Here is an 18,912-nt window from a genome sequence, read left to right on the forward strand (position 1 = left end):
TGGGACGATGCCGTGCGTCTGCTAGCCGGTGGGCATCGGCGCGGTCACCTCGGACGCCGGCTTGCCGTTCATCGGGAAGGCGTCGGGTCCGGGGGGTCCCTGATCGGCGGGAGGCGGGTTCGACGGATCGAAACCGGGGATCGGACCGCAGGTGGCCTGGACCTCCGGATAGGAGGCCTGCTCCGGGTTCTCGGGGTAGACGTTGGTCATCGCGTTGCGGCGCAGCGCGGTGATGAACTGGTTGACGCGCGGGTCGTGTGCGGATTCCAGTTTGAGCTGATGTCCCCAACTCTGCAGCGACAGAGGAGAACTCAGACCCGGGTAGGGCGACATGAACAGGTACTGTTCACCGCGAACCAGGTTCTTCAGGTAGTCCAGATCACCGGAGGAGATGGTGTCCGGGTTGTAGGTGATCCACACCGCGCCGTGCTCGAGGGCATGCACCGCATTCTCCGACCGGATCGGATTGGGGTAGACGATGCCGGTGCAGGTGGCCCAGATCGCGTCATGCGGCCCGCCGAACGGCGGCGACTGGTCGTAGGCGACCCGCTTCTCGGTGTGCGTTGCGGCCGGGTAGTACTTCTTCACGATGCCCGGGATCCTGGATGCCGGATCGGGATTCTGCGGCGTCGGGACGAACTCCTGGACCGTTTCCGGGGCGATCTTGGCTGCCTCTTCCTCGGCGCGCTTGTCGAGGAACCGGGGAACGAGATACCAGGCGAGACCGCCGATCAGCGCGACCACCACCACGACGGCCGCCACGACCATCCAGTCGATGCCACCGGTGGGCGTCGACGACTTGCCGCGCTTGCTGGTCTTGGGGACGTTCGCCCCGGGTTTGCCCGCCATGGATCTCTTTCTCTGTTCGCCTGCTCAGTGGTCCCCGCCGGAAATCACCTGCCCGCTCCGGTTCGCGGCGTGCACAGTCTACTGGTGGCCGGATGAGAGCCTGCTGAGGTCATGGTGACCGCCGCCCGCTCACCCCTCGGCGACGGTGTGGATGGAAACCCGACGGGCGATTGTCTCTCCGAGGTCAGCGGCCAATAGGATGGTGTCCTGTGACTCCCGCCGACCTCGCCGCGCTACTCGCGGCCGTGACCTCGACCGTGGTTCGTGACCACGGACTCGACGAGACGCTGGTGCCCGATTCCGTCGGAGTCGAGCGCCCGCGGCACGCCGATCACGGTGATTACTCCACGAATATCGCGCTGCAACTCGGCAAACGTCTCGGCGTCTCGCCGCGCGAACTCGCCGGTTGGCTGGCCGAGGCGTACGCCGGAGCCGACGGCATCGCGAAAGCGGAGGTCGCCGGTCCCGGTTTCGTCAATCTCTGGCTGGCCGCAGCCGCGCAGAACACTGTCATCGCCACCGTCGTGGAGCAGGGCGCCGAGTACGGCCGCGGTGACGAACTCGGCGGATCGGTGATCAACCTCGAGTTCGTCTCGGCCAATCCGACCGGCCCGATCCACCTGGGCGGCACCCGGTGGGCGGCGGTGGGCGACGCGCTCGGGCGTGTCCTCGGAGCCCGCGGCGCCGCAGTGACCCGTGAGTACTACTTCAACGATCACGGCACCCAGATCGACCGGTTCGCGCGGTCGCTCGAAGCCGCCGCCCAGGGCGGCCCGACTCCCGAGGACGGGTACGCGGGTGCCTACATCGGTGACATCGCCGCCGCAGTCGTGCAGCAGGTACCGGGCGTCCTCGAGCAGCCCGACGACGAGCGGGTGGAGACCTTCCGCTCGGTGGGGGTCGAGCTGATGTTCGCCCACATCAAGGAGAGCCTGCACGAGTTCGGCACCGACTTCGACGTGTTCACCCACGAGGACAGCATGTTCACCTCGGGGCTGGTCGACGAGTGCATCGCAGAGCTCAAGGCCAACGACAAGCTGTACGAGAAGGACGGGGCCTGGTGGCTGCGGTCCACCGAGTTCGGTGACGACAAGGATCGGGTCGTCATCAAGAGTGACGGCAACGCGGCCTACATCGCCGGCGACATCGCCTACATCCGGGACAAACGCAACCGCGGGTTCAGCCTCTGCATCTACATGCTCGGCGCCGACCACCACGGCTACATCAGCCGGCTCAAGGCCGCGGCCGCAGCGCTCGGCGACGACCCGGACGTGGTGGAGGTCCTCATCGGTCAGATGGTCAATCTCGTCCGCGACGGCAAGCCGGTCCGGATGAGCAAGCGCGCCGGAACGGTGATCACCCTCGACGACCTCGTCGAGGCCGTCGGTGTCGACGGCGCGCGCTACTCGCTGATCCGGTCGTCGGTCGACGTCAACATCGACATCGACCTCGATCTGCTCACGAAGCAGTCCAACGAGAACCCGGTGTACTACGTGCAATACGCCCACGCCCGGCTGAGTGCGTTGTCGCGCAATGCCGCCGACCTGGGCCTGCAACCGGACCTGGCGAACATCGACCTGCTCGTCGATCCCGCCGAGGGGGAATTGATCCGGACCATCGGTGACTTCGACGAGGTGGTGGCGACGGCGGCGTCGTTGCGTGAACCGCATCGCGTCTGCCGCTACCTGGAGAGCCTGGCCGGCGCGTACCACCGCTTTTACGCGCGCTGCCGCGTGCTGCCTCAGGGAGATGAGGAGCCCGCCGACATCCACCGGGCCCGGCTCGCGCTGTGCGCGGCAACCCGTCAGGTGCTGGCCAACGGTCTCGACCTGGTCGGCGTGAGCGCACCGGAGCGGATGTGAACGCGCATCCCGCCGGGCCCCGGCACGCCGAACTCCTGGCTGCGCCGCATCTGGCGCAGCGGCCCAATGACCCGTCGGTGCTCGCCGAGATCCCGGCGAATGTCTTCCCGCGCAACGCAGCTCGCAACGCTGACGGTGAACTGGAGATCGCCGGTGTCGGGGTGTCCGAGCTCGCCGACAAGTACGGCACGCCGGTGTTCCTGGTCGACGAGGCCGATTTCCGGTCACGCTGCGCGGACATGATGTCGGCCTTCGGTCCGTACGGACGAGTTCACTACGCGTCCAAGGCCTTCCTGTGCACCGAGGTCGCGCGCTGGGTGAACGAGGAGGGACTGTCGCTCGACGTGTGCTCCGGCGGTGAACTCGCGATCGCGCTACGTGCCGGCTTCCCGCCCGAGCGGATCGCGTTGCACGGCAACAACAAGAGCGTCGCCGAACTCACCGCGGCCCTGGACGCCGGGGTCGGTCACGTGGTGCTGGACTCCTTTGTGGAGATCGAACGACTCGATGCGCTGGCCGGCGAACGCGGTGTGGTCGCCGACGTGCTGGTCCGGGTCACCGTGGGAGTCGAGGCACACACACACGAATTCATCTCGACGGCGCACGAGGATCAGAAGTTCGGTTTCGCCCTGGCCGGCGGGGTCGCCATGGATGCGGTGCGCCGGGTGTTCGCCACCGACAACCTGCGGTTGGTCGGGTTGCACAGTCACATCGGCTCGCAGATCTTCGACATGGACGGCTTCGAACTCGCCGCCCACCGGGTGCTCGGTCTGCTACACGACGTGGTTGCCGAGTTCGGTGTCGACAAGACCGCACAGATGTCGATCGTGGATCTCGGTGGGGGACTGGGCATCTCGTACCTGCCCGAGGAGCGTCCGCTGCCGGTCGGCACCGTCGCGGAAAAGCTGGCGGAGATCGTTCGCCGCGAATCATCGGCCGTCGGACTGCCGATGCCCACCATCGCGGTGGAACCGGGCCGCGCCATAGCCGGTCCCGGGACCGTGACGCTGTATCGCGTCGGCACCATCAAGGACGTCGCCCTCGGCGGCGGCTCTGTCCGTCGCTACGTGTCGGTCGACGGCGGCATGAGCGACAACATCCGCACCGTCCTCTATCAGGCCGAATACGACGTGCGCCTGGTGTCGCGGGTGTCCACCGCGCGTGCCGTGGTCAGTCGCGTCGTCGGAAAGCACTGCGAGAGCGGCGACATCGTGATCAAGGACTGCTGGCTGCCCGAGGATCTGGAGCCCGGCGATCTGATCGCGGTGGCGGCGACCGGCGCGTACTGCTATTCGATGTCGAGTCGCTACAACATGGCGATGCGCCCGCCGGTGGTCGCGATCGCCGACGGAGCAGACCGAATGCTGTTGCGCCGCGAGAACATCGACGATTTCTTCAGCCTGGAGGTGACCCAGTGACGGCCGGTGGCAACACTGTCGAGCGTAGTGACGATCAGGACGCCGGTGCCCGCAGTATCGGCGTCGCGGTACTCGGGATGGGAAATGTGGGCGCCGAGGTGGTGCGCATCATCTCCGACAACGCCGCCGACCTGCAGGCCCGCGTCGGCGCGCCCGTGCAGCTGCGGGGCGTCGCCGTCCGCGACCTCGCGCGACCGCGCGCCATCGACCCCGAACTGCTGACCGACGATCCCGGCGCCCTCGTCGCCCGCGACGACGTGGACATCGTCGTCGAGCTGATGGGCGGTATCGATCCGGCCCGTGGGCTGATCCGGGCGGCGCTGGAGAACGGGAAATCGGTGGTGACCGCCAACAAGGCGCTGCTCGCCGAGTACACCGGTGAACTCGCGACGGCCGCCGCACGGGCCAAGGTGGACCTGTACTTCGAGGCGGCCGTGGCCGGTGCCATCCCGGTGGTACGGCCGCTGATGCAGTCGCTGGCCGGTGACACCGTGGAGCGGGTCGCCGGAATCGTCAACGGCACCACCAACTTCATCCTCTCCGCGATGGACGAGACCGGCGCCGACTACGAGGCGACACTCGCCGAGGCCGGACGCCTGGGGTACGCCGAGGCCGATCCGACCGCCGACGTGGAGGGCTACGACGCCGCGTCCAAGGCGGCGATCCTCGCCTCCATCGCCTTCCACACCCGGGTGACCGCCGCCGACGTCTACCGCGAGGGCATCTCCGCGGTCACCGCCGACGACCTGGTGGCGGCCAAGAAGTTCGACTGCACCGTCAAACTCCTCTCCATCTGCGAGCGTGTCCATGATGCCGACGGCTCCGAGCGTGTCTCGGCGCGCGTGTATCCGGCGCTCATCCCGCTGACCCACCCGCTGGCCTCGGTCAACGGCGCGTTCAACGCGGTCGTCGTCGAGGCGGAGAACGCCGGGCGACTGATGTTCTACGGGCAGGGTGCCGGCGGTGCGCCAACCGCGTCGGCCGTGCTCGGCGACATGGTCATGGCGGCGCGCAACCGGGTGCACGGCGGCCGCGGTCCGCTGGAGTCGACGTACGCCTCGCTACCCATCGCACCCGTGGACGACGTACCGACCCGGTACTACATCTCGATGCGGGTCGCCGACCGTCCGGGCGTGCTGGCGCAGGTCGCCGGCGAGTTCACCAAGCGGTCGGTGAGCATCGCCGCCGTTCGGCAGGAGGGTGCCGGTGACGATGCCCGCCTGATTGTCGTGACCCACCGCGCACCCGACCGTGCGCAGTCGGAATGTGTTGCGGCACTAGAGGACATGGATGCCGTCATCAAGGTGTCGAGCGTTCTGCGATTGGAAGGAACCGATGACTGAAGCGACTGGACCCGTGCACAGCGGCTGGCCCGGGCTGATCGAGGCATACCGTTCGCGGCTGCCCGTCGGAGACGACTGGAAGGTCGTGACCCTGCTGGAGGGCGGGACCCCGCTGATCAGCGCGCCCCATCTGTCCGAGATAACCGGCTGCGAGGTCTACCTCAAGGTCGAGGGCCTCAACCCGACCGGATCGTTCAAGGACCGCGGGATGACGATGGCGGTCAGCAATGCGGTCAACAACGGCAAGACCGCGGTGCTGTGCGCATCCACCGGCAACACGTCGGCATCGGCAGCGGCGTATGCCACCCGCGCCGGCATCACCTGCGCGGTGCTGATCCCCGAGGGCAAGATCGCGATGGGCAAACTGGCCCAGGCGGTCATGCACGGTGCCAAGATCATTCAGGTGCAGGGCAACTTCGACGACTGCCTGGAACTCGCCCGCAAGGCGACCGCGGAGTTCACCGAGATCGAATTGGTCAACTCGGTCAATCCGGCGCGCATCGAGGGACAGAAGACGGCCTCGTTCGAGATCGTCGACGTGCTGGGCCGCGCCCCCGACGTGCACGCGCTGCCGGTCGGGAACGCGGGCAACATCACCGCGTACTGGAAGGGCTACAAGGAGTACCACGCCGACGGTGTCGCCGACCGGCTGCCGCGCATGCTGGGCGTGCAGGCCGCCGGTGCGGCTCCGCTGGTCAACGGGGCGCCGGTGAAGGAGCCGGAGACCATTGCCACCGCGATCCGTATCGGGTCGCCGGCGAGCTGGAATCAGGCCGTGGCGGCCAAGGAAGAATCCGACGGACGGTTCCTGGCGGCGACCGACGAGAAACTCCTCGAGGCTTATCGGCTGATCGCGGGTCGGGAAGGCCTGTTCGTGGAGCCGGCGTCGGCGGCCAGTGTCGCCGGCCTGCTGGCGGCGCGCACCGAGGGCTGGGTGCGGGAGGGTCAGACCGTCGTCTGTACCGTCACCGGCAACGGTCTCAAGGACCCCGACACCGCGCTGTCGGGGATGCCCGAGGTGGAGGCGATCCCGGTGGACCCGGTGGCGGTGGCAGATGCACTCGGCGTGGCCTGAGACCACGGTGGACGACGACGCCGACCGCCCCGCCGTGACTTCGGGCAGCCCACTGCCCGAAGGGCTTTCGGCACGGGTCCGGGTGCCCGCGTCGAGTGCCAATCTGGGGCCCGGATTCGATTGTCTCGGAATCGCATTGGGCATCTACGACGAAGTCGAGGTGCACACCGTCGCCGGTGAGGGCGTCGAGGTCGAGGTGAGTGGCGAGGGGGCCGGCGACGTCCCGACCGACGGCAGCCACCTGGTGGCGCGCGCCCTGAGGCGTGGCCTGGAATACGCCGGCGTCGGTGTTCCGGGCCTGAAACTTCGCTGCAGCAACGAGATCCCGCACTCGCGTGGTCTCGGGTCCTCGGCGGCCGCGGCGGTCTCCGGGCTGGCCGCAGCGTCGGGTCTGATCGCGGCGGCCGGCGCCGGGCCCGGGCTGACGGCCGACGAACTGGTGCAACTGTCGAGCGAGTTCGAGGGACACCCGGACAACGCCGCTGCGAGTGTCCTGGGGTCCGCGGTGGTCACCTGGATCGCCGGGGTGGACCAGGTGCCCGTCTATCAGGCGCGGCGCCTTCCGGTGCATCCCGATATCTGCGCGACGGTGTTCGTGCCCGACACCGAATCGTCGACGGCGTTCACCCGTGGGCTGCTGCCGGATGTGGTGCCGAGAACCGACGCGATCTTCAATCTGAGCCGATCGGCGCTGGCCGTCGTCGCCCTCACCACCGATCCGGACTGCCTGACCGCGGCTTCCGAGGATCGGCTGCATCAGCCGTACCGGGCCGAGTCCATGGCACCGACCGCCGAACTGGTGGCCGACCTGCGCGCCCGTGGATACGCGGCGACCGTGTCCGGGGCAGGTCCCAGCGTCCTGGTGCTCAGCGTGCGGCCGGTTCCGGGTGAGGTACGCGAACGCGCGGTCGCCGCGGGATTCACCCCCCGGGCGGTCACCATCGCGGGTGGTGTCGAGGTGGTCGTCGGCTCCGGGCGGGGAGTCAGCTGACCAGGCCGTCAGGCGTGCGGTCGGTTGCGCCGCCGAACAGCGGTCTCGTCGTGACACACGGATTCGCGGGGGTGTTTGTCGAAACCGCAGGCGAGGCGTTAGCATATAGTTGTCTCGCGATGCAGGCATGTTTCGCCTTGCTCCTCACATTCAGATCAAGTAACCGGCCCGTGCTTGATACTTGGTCTCTTGCTGCGAGGATGGGTGATCTTTCGACACGCCGCAGCGAACCCATGATTTTCTGACCGTCCACTTGGACGACGATCCCGCCACCACGTGGCGGGTTGGAGAGCCCACCAGCTTCTGACCTGGGGGAACGAAAGGACATCCGTGACCGAAACGGACCTGATCACCGCACCTGCCGAAGAGGGTTCCGCCGATTCCGCAGCGTCCGGCGCCGCATCCAAGTCGCGCACCCGGACGCAGCGGACCGGACTCACCGGGATGGTGCTGACCGAGCTGCGCGCTGTTGCCGGTGAACTCGGCATCAAGGGGACCTCCGGCATGCGCAAAGGCGATCTGATCGCCGCCATCAAGGAGCGTCAGGCCGGCGCTGCGAGCGCCAACGGCATCGGTGAGGCCGAGAAGAAGGCGAGGCGCGCATCGGCGCCCAAGGATTCCGGTGCACCCGAGCAGATGACGCTCGCCGACTCCGCGGGCACTGGTTCTGCGGGCACGGGTTCTGCGGGCACTGAGTCCGGGGGCACCGCCGAAGGCCCGACGCGGCGTCGCCGCGGTGGCGCAGCCCAGGCGGAGACCGCCAGGTCTGAGTCGGCCGACCCGGCCGCCCCGACTGCCGACAAGGCCGTCGACAAGTCCACAGACAAGACTGCCGACCGGCCGAAGGCCGACGGCGACAATCGTGGCCAGGCTCGTTCGGGTGATGCCCAGTCCGATTCCCGGCAGGGCGACGGCGCGGATGGCAACGAGCAGCGCAATCGGAACCGCAACCGCAACCAAGGTGGCGGTAACCAGAACAGCGGTAACCAGAACAGCGGCAACCAGAACAGCAATCAGGGCGGTAACGGCCCGAACAACGGTCCCGGAAACCAGAACCGCGACGACGACGGTGACGGTTCCGGCCGCGGCCGCCGCGGTCGCCGGTTCCGTGAACGTCGCCGGGGACGTGACCGCGGTGACTCCGCCGGCGAGCCGCAGGTCTCCGAGGACGATGTGTTGCAGCCGGTCGCGGGCATCCTCGACGTGCTGGACAACTACGCGTTCGTCCGGACCTCCGGATATCTGGCCGGCCCCAACGACGTCTACGTGTCGATGAACCTGGTGCGCAAGAACGGATTGCGTCGCGGCGACGCGATCACCGGCGCCGTCAAGGTGCCGCGCGAGGGTGAGCAGCAGAATCAGCGCCAGAAGTTCAACCCGCTCGTCCGGTTGGACACCGTCAACGGTGGCGATGTCGAGGCCGCGCGCAAGCGCCCGGAGTTCGGCAAGCTCACCCCGCTCTACCCGAATCAGCGTCTGCGCCTGGAGACGACGCCGGAACGTCTCGACACCCGCGTCATCGACCTGATCATGCCGATCGGTAAGGGGCAGCGCGCGCTGATCGTGTCGCCGCCCAAGGCCGGTAAGACCACGATCCTGCAGGACATCGCCAACGCGATCACCATCAACAACCCGGAATGCCATCTGATGGTGGTCCTCGTCGACGAACGGCCCGAAGAGGTCACCGACATGCAGCGTTCGGTCAAGGGTGAGGTCATCGCCTCCACCTTCGATCGTCCGCCGTCAGATCACACCTCGGTCGCCGAGCTCGCCATCGAGCGGGCCAAGCGTCTCGTGGAGAGCGGGAAGGACGTCGTGGTCCTGCTCGATTCGATCACCCGCCTCGGGCGTGCCTACAACAATGCCTCGCCGGCGTCGGGCCGAATCCTGTCCGGCGGTGTCGATTCGACGGCTCTGTACCCGCCGAAGCGGTTCCTCGGTGCGGCCCGCAACATCGAGAACGGCGGTTCGCTGACGATCATCGCCTCCGCCCTCGTGGAGACCGGGTCCACCGGTGACACGGTCATCTTCGAGGAGTTCAAGGGCACCGGCAACGCCGAGCTCAAGCTCGACCGCAAGATCGCCGACCGCCGGGTCTTCCCGGCCGTCGACGTCAATCAGTCGAGCACTCGCAAGGACGAGCTGATGATGTCACCCGAGGAGTTCTCGATCATGCACAAGCTGCGTCGGGTGCTGTCGGGTCTCGACTCGCAGCAGGCGATCGACCTGCTGCTCAGCCAGCTCAAGAAGACCAAGACCAACGTCGAATTCCTGATGCAGGTGCAGTCCAACGCGCCGGGAGCGATGAAGGACGACTGATCCACGGGCAAACCCGGACGCGGCCGCACTGATCGTCATGACAGTGCGGCCGTGCTGTCTGTCCGGGTGGCCGCGCGGATGATCGGTCCGCGGCGGCTCAGCTGCTCAGATCGGTGAGCAGATGATCCCAGGCCTCGAAGATCGCCGCCGAGACCGAGCCGGTCTGGGTGGCGACCATCGCGCACTGCGCGTGGCGGTCGTAGATCTCGATCGAGCCGGTCCGGCCCCAGACGCCCTGTGACCAGGTGATCCAGCATTCGGCGGCGAGATTGAAGTTGATCATGGCGCGGCAGCTGCCGGAAGCGATCACCATCTGACCGCGGTGTTCGCGCGCGCCGTCGAGCTGGTCGTGACGCATCTGGATGCAGCCGGGAGCCGCCGTCGCCATCGTCATGGGCATGCCGAGTAGGGCGGCGTGCTCGAGGGCGGCGATGACGCGGCGCGATGGCGCCCTCGCATAGCCGTGCTCGGCGTAGCCGGGCAACGACCGCATCCGGGTGACGCCCCCGTCGCCCAGGATCGAATCGAACTGGGCGATCTGATCTGCCTGCGGTGCAGGGACATCCGCATGATCGGTGTCGGTGTCGGTGTCGGTGTCGGTGTAAGTGGCCGGGCCGGGTTCGGCACTGTCAGGTGCCGACAGCGACAGCGCCTCGAAGGCCAGACGGTCGGAGTGCTCGGTGAGATAGGTGGCGTGCGCGGTGTTCCCGGTGGCGTCGAACAGCCGCAGCGTCGGGGGGACGTTGGCTGCCGGATCGGTGACCAGCGCCGAGCCCAGACGATCCGGGTTGAGCCTCAACGTGATCCGGGACGGATCGGTCCGGATCGGTCCGCCCGAGGTGACCGGGATGTCGTGGACGCCGACGTCGTTCATGATGACCGGCCCGGCGACGGTGACCCCCACCACCTTGTCGAGCAGGGGCAGGCGTCCGGTCACCGACGTCACCTCGGAGTTGAGCAGCGAACCGGCGAAACCCGGTGTGGCGAGCAGCGTGTCGAGGTCGCTCGTGACACGTTGCGCGCGCGGACAACAGCACCCGCGGTCGCGCCGGCACGCCGGGTTGGCCTCGTCATGGGCGTCGGGGTTCTCGGGCATCGTTGCCATTCCTCACTGCCGTTCCATCGTCACTGGCGTTCCATCGTCACTGCCGTTCGATCGGGCTAGTACACGTCGCGCAGGTAGCGCTTGTCCTTCTTGAGACGGTTGATGTAGTCCTGGGCCGCCTCGTCGTCGAGTGATCCGTGCTCGGCCACGATCTGGTGCAGCGCGTCGTCGACGTCGCGGGCCATCCGGGTGGCATCGCCGCACACGTACACATGTGCGCCGTCCTGCAGCCAGGCGAACAGGTCCGCGCCCTTCTCCCGCATGCGGTCCTGCACGTAGATCTTGTGGTCCTGGTCGCGGGAGAAGGCGAGGTCGAGGCGGTTCAGGATTCCGTCGGCGGCGAACCCGGTGATCTCGTCGGCGTAGATGAAGTCCGCGTCGCGGTGCTGGTCGCCGAAGAACAGCCAGTTCTCGCCCTGCGCGCCGCGTGCCTGCCGCTCGTGCAGGAAGGACCGGAACGGCGCGATACCGGTGCCGGGGCCGATCATGATGGCTGCGACGTCGTCGGCGGGCGGGCGGAACGACTTGTTCGGCTGGATGAACACCGGCACGGTGTCGCCCTCGGTGCGGCGGTCGGCCAGATAGGTGGAGCACACGCCGCCGCGCATCCGGTCTCCCGAGCGATACCGGACGGTGGCCATGGTGATGTGTACCGTACCGGCGTGCGCGAGCGGACTCGACGAGATGGAATAGACGCGGTGGGCCAGTGGACGTAGTTCGGCGATCAACTCCTCGGGTGTGATCGTCACCGCGGGATCGACGTTGAGCAGATCGAGCACGTCACGACCCCACAGCCAGGCGTCGAGCGCTTCGTGATCGCCGGTCGCCGACAGGTGCGTCAGCTCTGGGTCCTCGGTGCGTGAGGCGATGTAGTCGACGAGATACTTTGACGGCGTGGCGATCTCGAAACGATGCGTCAGGGCATCGCGCAGGGTGTATTGCGATTTGCGATCGCTGATCATCTCGTCGCCGGTGGCGCCGAGCCGGGTGAGGATCTTCTCCACGAGGGCGGGATCGTTGACCGGGGTGATGCTGATACCGTCGCCGGGCTGGTAGTCGATCCCGCTGTCGCCCAACGAGATCACCAGGTGGCGGACCTCCTTGTCCGACGTCGGGCCGGACAGCACGGTGTTGGCGACGATCTTGGCCGGGTACGGATTCTTGCGGCCCCACGGTGATTTGGCGCCCTTCGCACGTACCGGTGCCGGCGCCGCCGCTGCCTCGGGGGCGGGCGGGGTGTCCGGGGTGTCGACGACGACCTGCGCGGCCGGGGGCTCGACGGTCTCGGTGCCGGATTCATCATCGGTGGCCCTCGCGCCGCCGGTCTCGATCGCGGTCAGTGCCGCCAGCGCGCCGGCCAGCCATTCGTCGGCGGACTTCTGGAAGTCCACATCGCAGTCGACGCGGTCGATCACGCGGGTGGCGCCCAGTTCGGCGAGCCGGGCGTCGATGTTCTTGCCGGACTGACAGAAGCCGTCGTAGATGGAATCACCCAGTGCCAGCACGCCGTAGTAGAGACCGTCGAGACGCGGGGCGTCGGGTGCGGCGAGCGCCTGCCAGAAGTCCTCCGCGTCGTCGGGCATGTCGCCCTCGCCGTAGGTCGAGACGATCACGAGTAGTCGGCGTACCGCGGCGAGGGTGGTCACGTCCATGTCGGCCATGTCCGAGACCTGCGGGTCGAAACCGTGTGCGCCGGCCTGGGTCTTGGCGGTGTCGGCCACCCACTCGGCGTTGCCGGTCTGGGTGCCGTAGAGGATCTGCAGACCGACTGGACCGCCCGCCTCGGCGTCGGCCGACGGTGCCGCGCCCACCTGCGCGGGTGCCGCGGAACCGGCCGGAATGACCGAGCGCGTCCCGAGTCCGGCGAGAAATCCGGCGAGCCAGGCCTTCTGCTCACCGGTGAAGGGGACGTCGGTGGGAATGTAGGGGAGTTGCATCATCATCACCCGGCCTTGGGTTGGGTTGTGTCGATCTGGCGAATGTCGATCTGGGACGCGGTGATCCGGGCAGAGGAGGCGCGCAGCGCATCGGCGATGTCGGGTGTCGCCCGTGCGGCGAACAACTCGTCGAAGCTGGGCAGACCGCCGAGTCGTTCACGATTCTTCGGGTCCTGCAACAGAATCCATCCGTAGGTTGCCGGTGCGTCCATCGACAGGACGTTGCGTCGGGCGAGGGCCTGCTTGTAGTCGTCGACGCGTTTGGCGGCGATCAGCGCGGAGATCTGCTCGGTGTCGTGGTCGGACAGGATGGACCGCGCGTACCCGGCGACCCGGCCGACGAGATCGAAGTCCTCGGTGAGGACCAGGTTGCGGGCGGCGCGGGCGATCGCGTGCTCGGTCCATGCCGACGCGGTGGCCGCCGTGCTGCGTGAGCGGGTGAGCCGGGTGGTCGCGAGCTCCCGGGCGAGCTCGAAGACGGTGAATGCGCCGAGAAGCCGGTACATGTCGTCGGTGTCGGTCTGCCCGTAGTCGGGGACCGCGCCGCCGGCCACGGGTGTCCCGGTGCGCATGGCGATCTTCAGCTTGCGCACCTGATCGACCGCGATGGCCGACGACAGTTCGTCGAGGAGGTCGCGAGGGGAGACGGTGGCCATCAGCACGTCGCTGTCCTGATACGAGAGCAGTGCCCGTGGCATCGCGTAGCAGATGTAGTGCCGCTCGGTCTCCCAGTTCTCCAGCAGTCGGGTGGCCAGCGCGGATCCCGTTGCCTCGGCGTGCATCTGGAGCATGGTGAACACCGCGAGGTGATGGATCGGGGCGAGCGGGTCGTCGACTCCGGTGATGGCACCCACGATCACCGAGTCCGAACTGATCCGGTCGTCGAGGGTGCAGGCCGGATCGTACTGGTAGAGGAATCCGCCACTCATGCCGTTGGTGAGACCCTTGCCGTAACCGCCGAGGTTGAGGACGGCGCCGTTGGTCATGTATTCGCAACCGAATTCGCCGAGTCCCTCGACCACGGCGGTGGCCCCGGAGTTGCGGACCGCAAAGCGGTCACCGGCCTCACCTTCGACGAACAACCGCCCGCCGGTGGCACCGAACAGGGCGAAGTTGCCGATCAGCACGTTGCCGCCGACGGCCGGTGACCCGCCACCGGGCGAGGCGACGACAACGGTGCCACCGGACATCGACTTACCGACCCCGTCGTTGCAGGTTCCGGTGTGCCGCAGGTACATACCGTCATTGCAGAACGCCGCATAGGAAAGCCCGGCCGATCCGGTGGTGGACACGGTGACCGTGTCCGCGGCCAGATGCCGGCGCCCGCGGTCGTCGGTGTGCACCGACGGCAGTGCCGCCGCGGTCTGCTCGTCGAGTTCGTGGTTCAGGATGCGTTCGATGTCGACGGCGAGTTGGGCGCCGACGCTCTTGTTGCGGTTGCCCAGACAGACCTCGGTGGTGGCCACCGCGGTGGCACCCTCGTCGATCAGCGCGGCGCGCACCTGGTTGAGCAGAACGTCGTCGATGGCGTAATCGCGTTCGAGATAGACCGGGTCGGCGATCACGGGCGCGGTGACCCGGGCGAGCAGGGCATCGAGTCGCAGGATGCCGACGATGGTGTCGGCTCGCGCGTCGAGGCGCAGCAGGTCGGTGCGCCCACGGGCCGCGGCGAGGTCGGGCAGTCCGAGGGACGCGAGGATCTCCCGGACCTCGTGGGCGATGTTCAGCAGATACTGCGCCATCGACCGCGCATCACCTTCGAAGACCTCGGGATTGGTGGTCAGGCCTGCCGGGCACTTGATGTTGCAGTTCTTGGCCATCACGCAGCCCACCATCATCAGTGCGGCGGTGCCGAACTCGAAGCTGTCGGCGCCGAGCAGGGCCGAGGTGACCACGTCGGAACCCTTCTGGTGTGCGCCCGAGGTGCGCAGCACCACCTTCTGGCGAAGGCCGTTGGCGCACAACGCCTGATGGACTTCGGCCAGTCCGATCTCAGCGGCCCGGCCCGCGTAGCGCAGGCTCGACACCGACGCCGCACCCGTTCCGCCGGTATTACCCGCGACGTTGATGACGTCGCCGCCGGCCTTGGCGACGCCGACCGCGATGGTGCCGATGCCTTCCGACGACACCAGCTTGACGATGACCCGCACGCGCGCGGCCTTGCAGTCATGGATGAGTTGGGCGAGGTCCTCGATGGAGTACGTGTCGTGGTGCGGCGGTGGGGAGACGAGTTCGACGCCGGGTGTCCCGCCGCGCGCGGCGGCGATCTCGACGGTCACCTTGGGCGCCGGAAGCTGGCCGCCCTCACCGGGTTTCGCGCCCTGCCCGATCTTTATCTCCAGTTCGGTGAGCATCGGGTCGGCGAGGTAGCCGGCCCAGATGCCGAACCGGCCGGACGCGAACTGTTTGATGCGCGACGCGCGGATCGTGCCGTAGCGGGACAGGTGCTCGCCACCCTCGCCGCTGTTGGAGAGTCCGCCGACCATGTTGGTGCCATGGGCGACGGCCTCGTGTGCCGGAGCGACGAGCGCCGTGGCTCATCGCACCCGACGCGAAGGTGGCCGTGATCTCGTGTGCGGGTTGCACATCGGTGAGGGCGATCGGCGACGTCGGGCCGGCGTCGGCCACCAGGACATCGCGCAGGGCGCTGGGCCGGGTCGTGCGGGTGGTGGCGAGTTCGGCGCTGAATGAGCGGTACGCGGCGGTGATCTCGAAGGTGTCGATGTCGCGGTCGCTCAGCCGATCGAAGCTGCTGTCGGCGTAGGCGGCTGCGTCGAGCCCGAAGGCGTCGTCGAGTCCGCTGACGGTCAACAGCCGCAACGCATCTCCGGCTCCGGCTGCCGATGCTATAGCCGAGTCGCGGCCGGCGGTCGCGAAGCTGATCTTCTCGGCCGTCATCTCCTCGTACTTGCCGACCGCGGTGATGCCGAACGAATGGCCGGCCCCGCCGGAGCGTTCCTTGAACAGGCCGAGCAGTGGCAGGTCCTTGTCGGTGCGTGGGGCGGTTTCGTGCATCGCCGCGCGGTGGGCGCGCCCGAGGGCCTCGACGATGGGACGCAATCCGACACCGCCGACGGGGGAGGGGAGGTTGGGGAACCACCGCCGCAGGTCGTCGTCGGCGGTGTCGAGGAAGTTGGGTTCGAAGAACTCGCCGCCGATGTAGCTCTCGGCGGTACAGAGTCCGACCCGGCCCATCGTCTTCATCAGCGACTTCTCGGCCGCTTTCGCCCAGCGCGCGAACGCTGCGGGCTGATCGTCGGGTGCCGACTCGGCGGCGCGGCGGGCGACCGAGTGCGGATGTGCCGCTGCCGCACCGAAACCCAGCACGGCGGCGAGATGATGTGAGGACTCGATCTGGCCGCTGTCGACGACCAGTGAGACCCGCAGCCGCAGTCCCTCGGTGATGAGTCGCTGGTTGATCGCCGAGGTGAGGAAGATCGCCGGCAGCGCTGCGCGGTCGGTGGTGATGTCGCGGTCGCTGAGGACTGCGATACCGCCGCGGGTGCGCGCGAAGGTGGCGACCGCGTCGGCGAGGCCGTCGATCGCACTGACCAGCGACGCATGGTCGTCCTCGACGGCGCCGATCACCGCGAAGGTGGCATCGAATCGCTCGACGGGTGCTTCGTCCTGCTGGTAGAGGCAGTCGAGCTGATCGGCGGTGAGAATCGGTGTGTCCACAACGATCTGTCGGGATCGTCCGGCCGGGCGACCCAATTGCGGCCGGGTGCCGAGTGCGATGCGCAGCGACATCCCGTCGGCCTCACGAATGCTGTCCAGCGGTGGGTTGGTCACCTGCGCGAAGCGTTGCGAGAAGAATCGGGCGACATTGGCCTCGATGTTGGTGAGGGCGTTGATCGCATTACCGAATCCCATCGCCGAGACCCGCTCGGCACCGGTCTTCAGCATCGGATCCATGAAGTAGCGAAAGCTCTCCTGGTCGAGGTGATAGGCGGCGTAGCGCTGGTGATCGGTGAGTTCGGTGTTCCCGTTCCCTGAGGTGCGAGCGTGCGAGGCCTTCCCGTTCCCTGAGGTGCGAGCGTGCGAGCCGTTCCCGTTCCCTGAGGTGCGAGCGTGCGAGCCGTTCCCGTTCCCTGAGGTGCGAGCGTGCGAGCCACGAAGGGTCAGCTGCGCCAGATACACCTTCGCCGCGGTCAGCAGGGCTGGGTAATCCCTTGCCGCGGCGAGCTTTTCGTAGGCATCCTCGGTGGTGTAGGTGCGATGATCGCGGTGGTCGTAGTAGATCATCCCGCCGGCTGACACGCGACCGCGGGCGAGCACCGACTCCGGGGGTACCGAGATCTGGCCGGCCTCGGAGAACACGCACAGGTACTCCGCGGTTTCCAGGGTGCGCAGCGGCCGCAGCCCGAGCCGGTCGAGGCGGGCACCGATGACCGAACCGTCGCCGAAGACGACGGCCGCCGGGCCGTCGTTCTTCTCCTCGTAGAGGGAGAAGTACTCGAACATCGCGCGGACCCGCGGGGAGAGGGAATTGTCGTTCTCCCAGGCCGGGGGCATCATCGACACGATCGCGGTGACCAGGTCGACGCGGTCTTCGGTGACCCGGGCCGCGACGGTCTGATCGAGCCGCGAACTGTCGGACTGACCGGGCGGGCGGACGATGCTGCGCCGCGCCGCGGCAGCCGCCGTGACCTGCGCGATGCGGTTCTTCTTGTCCGTGTTGAGCTCGCCGTTGTGGGCGAGATACCGGAATGGCTGGGCCATCGTCGGGTGCGGATCGGTGTTGGTGGAGAACCGCGTGTGGAAGTAGAGGGTGTGAACGGCGTGGTCGGTGTCGAGCAGATCGGTGAAGTAGGCGATCACCTCCGGGGACGACAGCCGTCCCTTGAGGACCTGGGTACGTGCCGAGAGCGACAGCGGGTACAGCCCGGCCAGCGCGGGATCGGTGTACCCGATGGACTCGATGTGCAACAGGGATTGCTCGACGAGCAGATCGAGTTCGGTGGGCTCCGGGCACGGATCGGGGGCGGCGAACACCCACTGGCGGATCGGTAGCTGCAGCGCGACCGCGGCGGGCCGCAGCACCGCGTCGTCGACGGGTACGTCGCGAACGGTGAGCACGGTGAATCCGCGGTCGGTCATGGTCCGTTCGATCAGCGCGGTGACCCGGGCCGCGCCGGCGGAGTCGGCCGGGAGGAAGAAGTTCCCGACGCAGAACTGTCCGAGTGCGAGATCCCGGCGGCCGGTCACCTTGCGGAAGAAGCGCAGCGACAGATCCATCGACACCCCGCCGCCGTCGCCGACGCCCGCCGAGGACATGCCGCCGCGATGGGGGACCGAGCACAGGGCCTCGGCGGCCTTCTCGATGACCTCGTGCCGCTGTACGCCGTCTTTGCGGGTGATGAAGCCGACACCACAGCTGCTCTTCTCGTCGCTCGGGTCCCACAGCAAGGGCTGTGGGCGGGATTCAGGCCGCATTCGTCCTCTGTTCTCGGCAGTTGAGGTGATCGGAGGTGGCGTCGCTGCGACGATGAAGCAACGCCGGAGCTAATACTAACTTAGCTAAGCCTTACCAAGTTAAGGGCTGCCTGAGTTGCTGTCGGTGACGCGGGAATGAATCGGGCCGATGCAGGTGTTGAGGCTGGTGACCGAGGAGGAGATGCACGGTCCGCACGATTTCTGTTCGTGAGATCGGGCGTGGCATACTGATCGGTCGAGTCCGGTTCCGGTTCACACCGTCGAGACACGACGGTGACCCGGCGACCACAGAAAGGGACAACCACCATGAAGCAGGGCATTCACCCCGAGTACGCGACGACCACCGTCGTCTGCGGCTGCGGCAACACCTTCGAGACCCGCAGCACCGCTGCCAACGGACGTATCAACGTCGAGGTCTGCTCGCAGTGCCACCCGTTCTACACGGGCAAGCAGAAGATCCTCGACACCGGCGGCCGGGTGGCGAAGTTCGAGAAGCGCTACGGCAAGCGCACCAAGAACGCAGACGCCAAGTAGATCTCGTGACGACGCCCACCCGGTATTGCTCCGGGTCGGGCGT

The 18,912-nt window shown here is 67.7% G+C and carries 10 protein-coding genes and 1 pseudogene; 7 read left to right on the top strand and 4 right to left on the bottom strand.

What is annotated here, in order from left to right:
- Positions 1-21: 21 nt before the first annotated feature.
- Positions 22-849, bottom strand: coding sequence for a DUF3105 domain-containing protein (locus GBRO_RS09350; RefSeq protein ID WP_012833711.1), 828 nt, complete (start codon positions 847-849; stop codon positions 22-24).
- Between the two features lie 209 nt (positions 850-1,058).
- Between GBRO_RS09350 and argS the strand changes: the two genes are divergently transcribed.
- From argS to rho, 6 genes are all read left to right on the top strand, one after another.
- Entirely contained in the window at positions 1,059-2,711 is a 1,653-nt protein-coding gene (argS, locus tag GBRO_RS09355) for an arginine--tRNA ligase (RefSeq protein WP_012833712.1), read from the top strand.
- Positions 2,708-4,129, top strand: coding sequence for a diaminopimelate decarboxylase (lysA, locus tag GBRO_RS09360; RefSeq protein ID WP_012833713.1), 1,422 nt, complete (start codon positions 2,708-2,710; stop codon positions 4,127-4,129). The genes argS and lysA overlap by 4 nt, the downstream gene beginning before the upstream one ends.
- On the top strand, positions 4,126-5,472 hold the full coding sequence (locus GBRO_RS09365; RefSeq protein WP_012833714.1) for a homoserine dehydrogenase: 1,347 nt from the start codon (positions 4,126-4,128) through the stop codon (positions 5,470-5,472). Before lysA ends, GBRO_RS09365 begins: the two co-directional genes overlap by 4 nt.
- Positions 5,465-6,547 (top strand): threonine synthase, encoded by a 1,083-nt coding sequence (gene thrC / locus GBRO_RS09370; protein WP_012833715.1) that lies wholly within the window; start codon positions 5,465-5,467, stop codon positions 6,545-6,547. The genes GBRO_RS09365 and thrC overlap by 8 nt, the downstream gene beginning before the upstream one ends.
- Complete coding sequence (gene thrB / locus GBRO_RS09375; protein WP_012833716.1) at positions 6,528-7,538, top strand: homoserine kinase; 1,011 nt, start codon at positions 6,528-6,530, stop codon at positions 7,536-7,538. Before thrC ends, thrB begins: the two co-directional genes overlap by 20 nt.
- A 330-nt stretch (positions 7,539-7,868) precedes the next feature.
- Positions 7,869-9,857 carry a transcription termination factor Rho gene (gene rho, locus GBRO_RS09380; protein WP_012833717.1) on the top strand — a complete coding sequence of 663 codons (1,989 nt, stop codon included), beginning with the start codon at positions 7,869-7,871 and terminating at the stop codon, positions 9,855-9,857.
- Positions 9,858-9,954: 97 nt separating this feature from the next.
- Here rho and GBRO_RS09385 read toward each other — a convergent pair whose 3' ends face one another.
- The 3 genes and pseudogenes from GBRO_RS09385 to GBRO_RS09395 all read right to left on the bottom strand — a co-directional run bounded on the left by GBRO_RS09385 (position 9,955) and on the right by GBRO_RS09395 (position 18,335).
- Positions 9,955-10,962, bottom strand: coding sequence for a ChuX/HutX family heme-like substrate-binding protein (locus GBRO_RS09385; RefSeq protein ID WP_041919830.1), 1,008 nt, complete (start codon positions 10,960-10,962; stop codon positions 9,955-9,957).
- A gap of 56 nt (positions 10,963-11,018) precedes the next feature.
- Positions 11,019-12,899, bottom strand: coding sequence for a sulfite reductase subunit alpha (locus GBRO_RS09390; RefSeq protein WP_041920380.1), 1,881 nt, complete (start codon positions 12,897-12,899; stop codon positions 11,019-11,021).
- 5 nt (positions 12,900-12,904) lie between these two features.
- Positions 12,905-18,335 (bottom strand): annotated as a pseudogene (locus GBRO_RS09395) (glutamate synthase-related protein).
- 306 nt (positions 18,336-18,641) lie between these two features.
- Here GBRO_RS09395 and rpmE point away from each other — a divergent pair.
- Positions 18,642-18,869, top strand: a complete 228-nt coding sequence (gene rpmE / locus GBRO_RS09400) for a 50S ribosomal protein L31 (RefSeq protein ID WP_012833720.1) — start codon at positions 18,642-18,644, stop codon at positions 18,867-18,869.
- Positions 18,870-18,912: the final 43 nt, after the last annotated feature.

Source organism: Gordonia bronchialis DSM 43247 (assembly GCF_000024785.1).
GTDB classification, from domain to species: domain Bacteria; phylum Actinomycetota; class Actinomycetes; order Mycobacteriales; family Mycobacteriaceae; genus Gordonia; species Gordonia bronchialis.

What these genes read in the sequence shown, in the direction of transcription:
- GBRO_RS09350 (WP_012833711.1), bottom strand. Translation starts at nt 849, where the DNA reads ATGGCGGGCAAACCCGGGGCGAACGTCCCCAAGACCAGCAAGCGCGGC.
- thrC (WP_012833715.1), top strand. Translation starts at nt 5,465, where the DNA reads ATGACTGAAGCGACTGGACCCGTGCACAGCGGCTGGCCCGGGCTGATC.
- thrB (WP_012833716.1), top strand. Translation starts at nt 6,528, where the DNA reads ATGCACTCGGCGTGGCCTGAGACCACGGTGGACGACGACGCCGACCGC.
- GBRO_RS09385 (WP_041919830.1), bottom strand. Translation starts at nt 10,962, where the DNA reads ATGGCAACGATGCCCGAGAACCCCGACGCCCATGACGAGGCCAACCCG.
- GBRO_RS09390 (WP_041920380.1), bottom strand. Translation starts at nt 12,899, where the DNA reads ATGCAACTCCCCTACATTCCCACCGACGTCCCCTTCACCGGTGAGCAG.
- rpmE (WP_012833720.1), top strand. Translation starts at nt 18,642, where the DNA reads ATGAAGCAGGGCATTCACCCCGAGTACGCGACGACCACCGTCGTCTGC.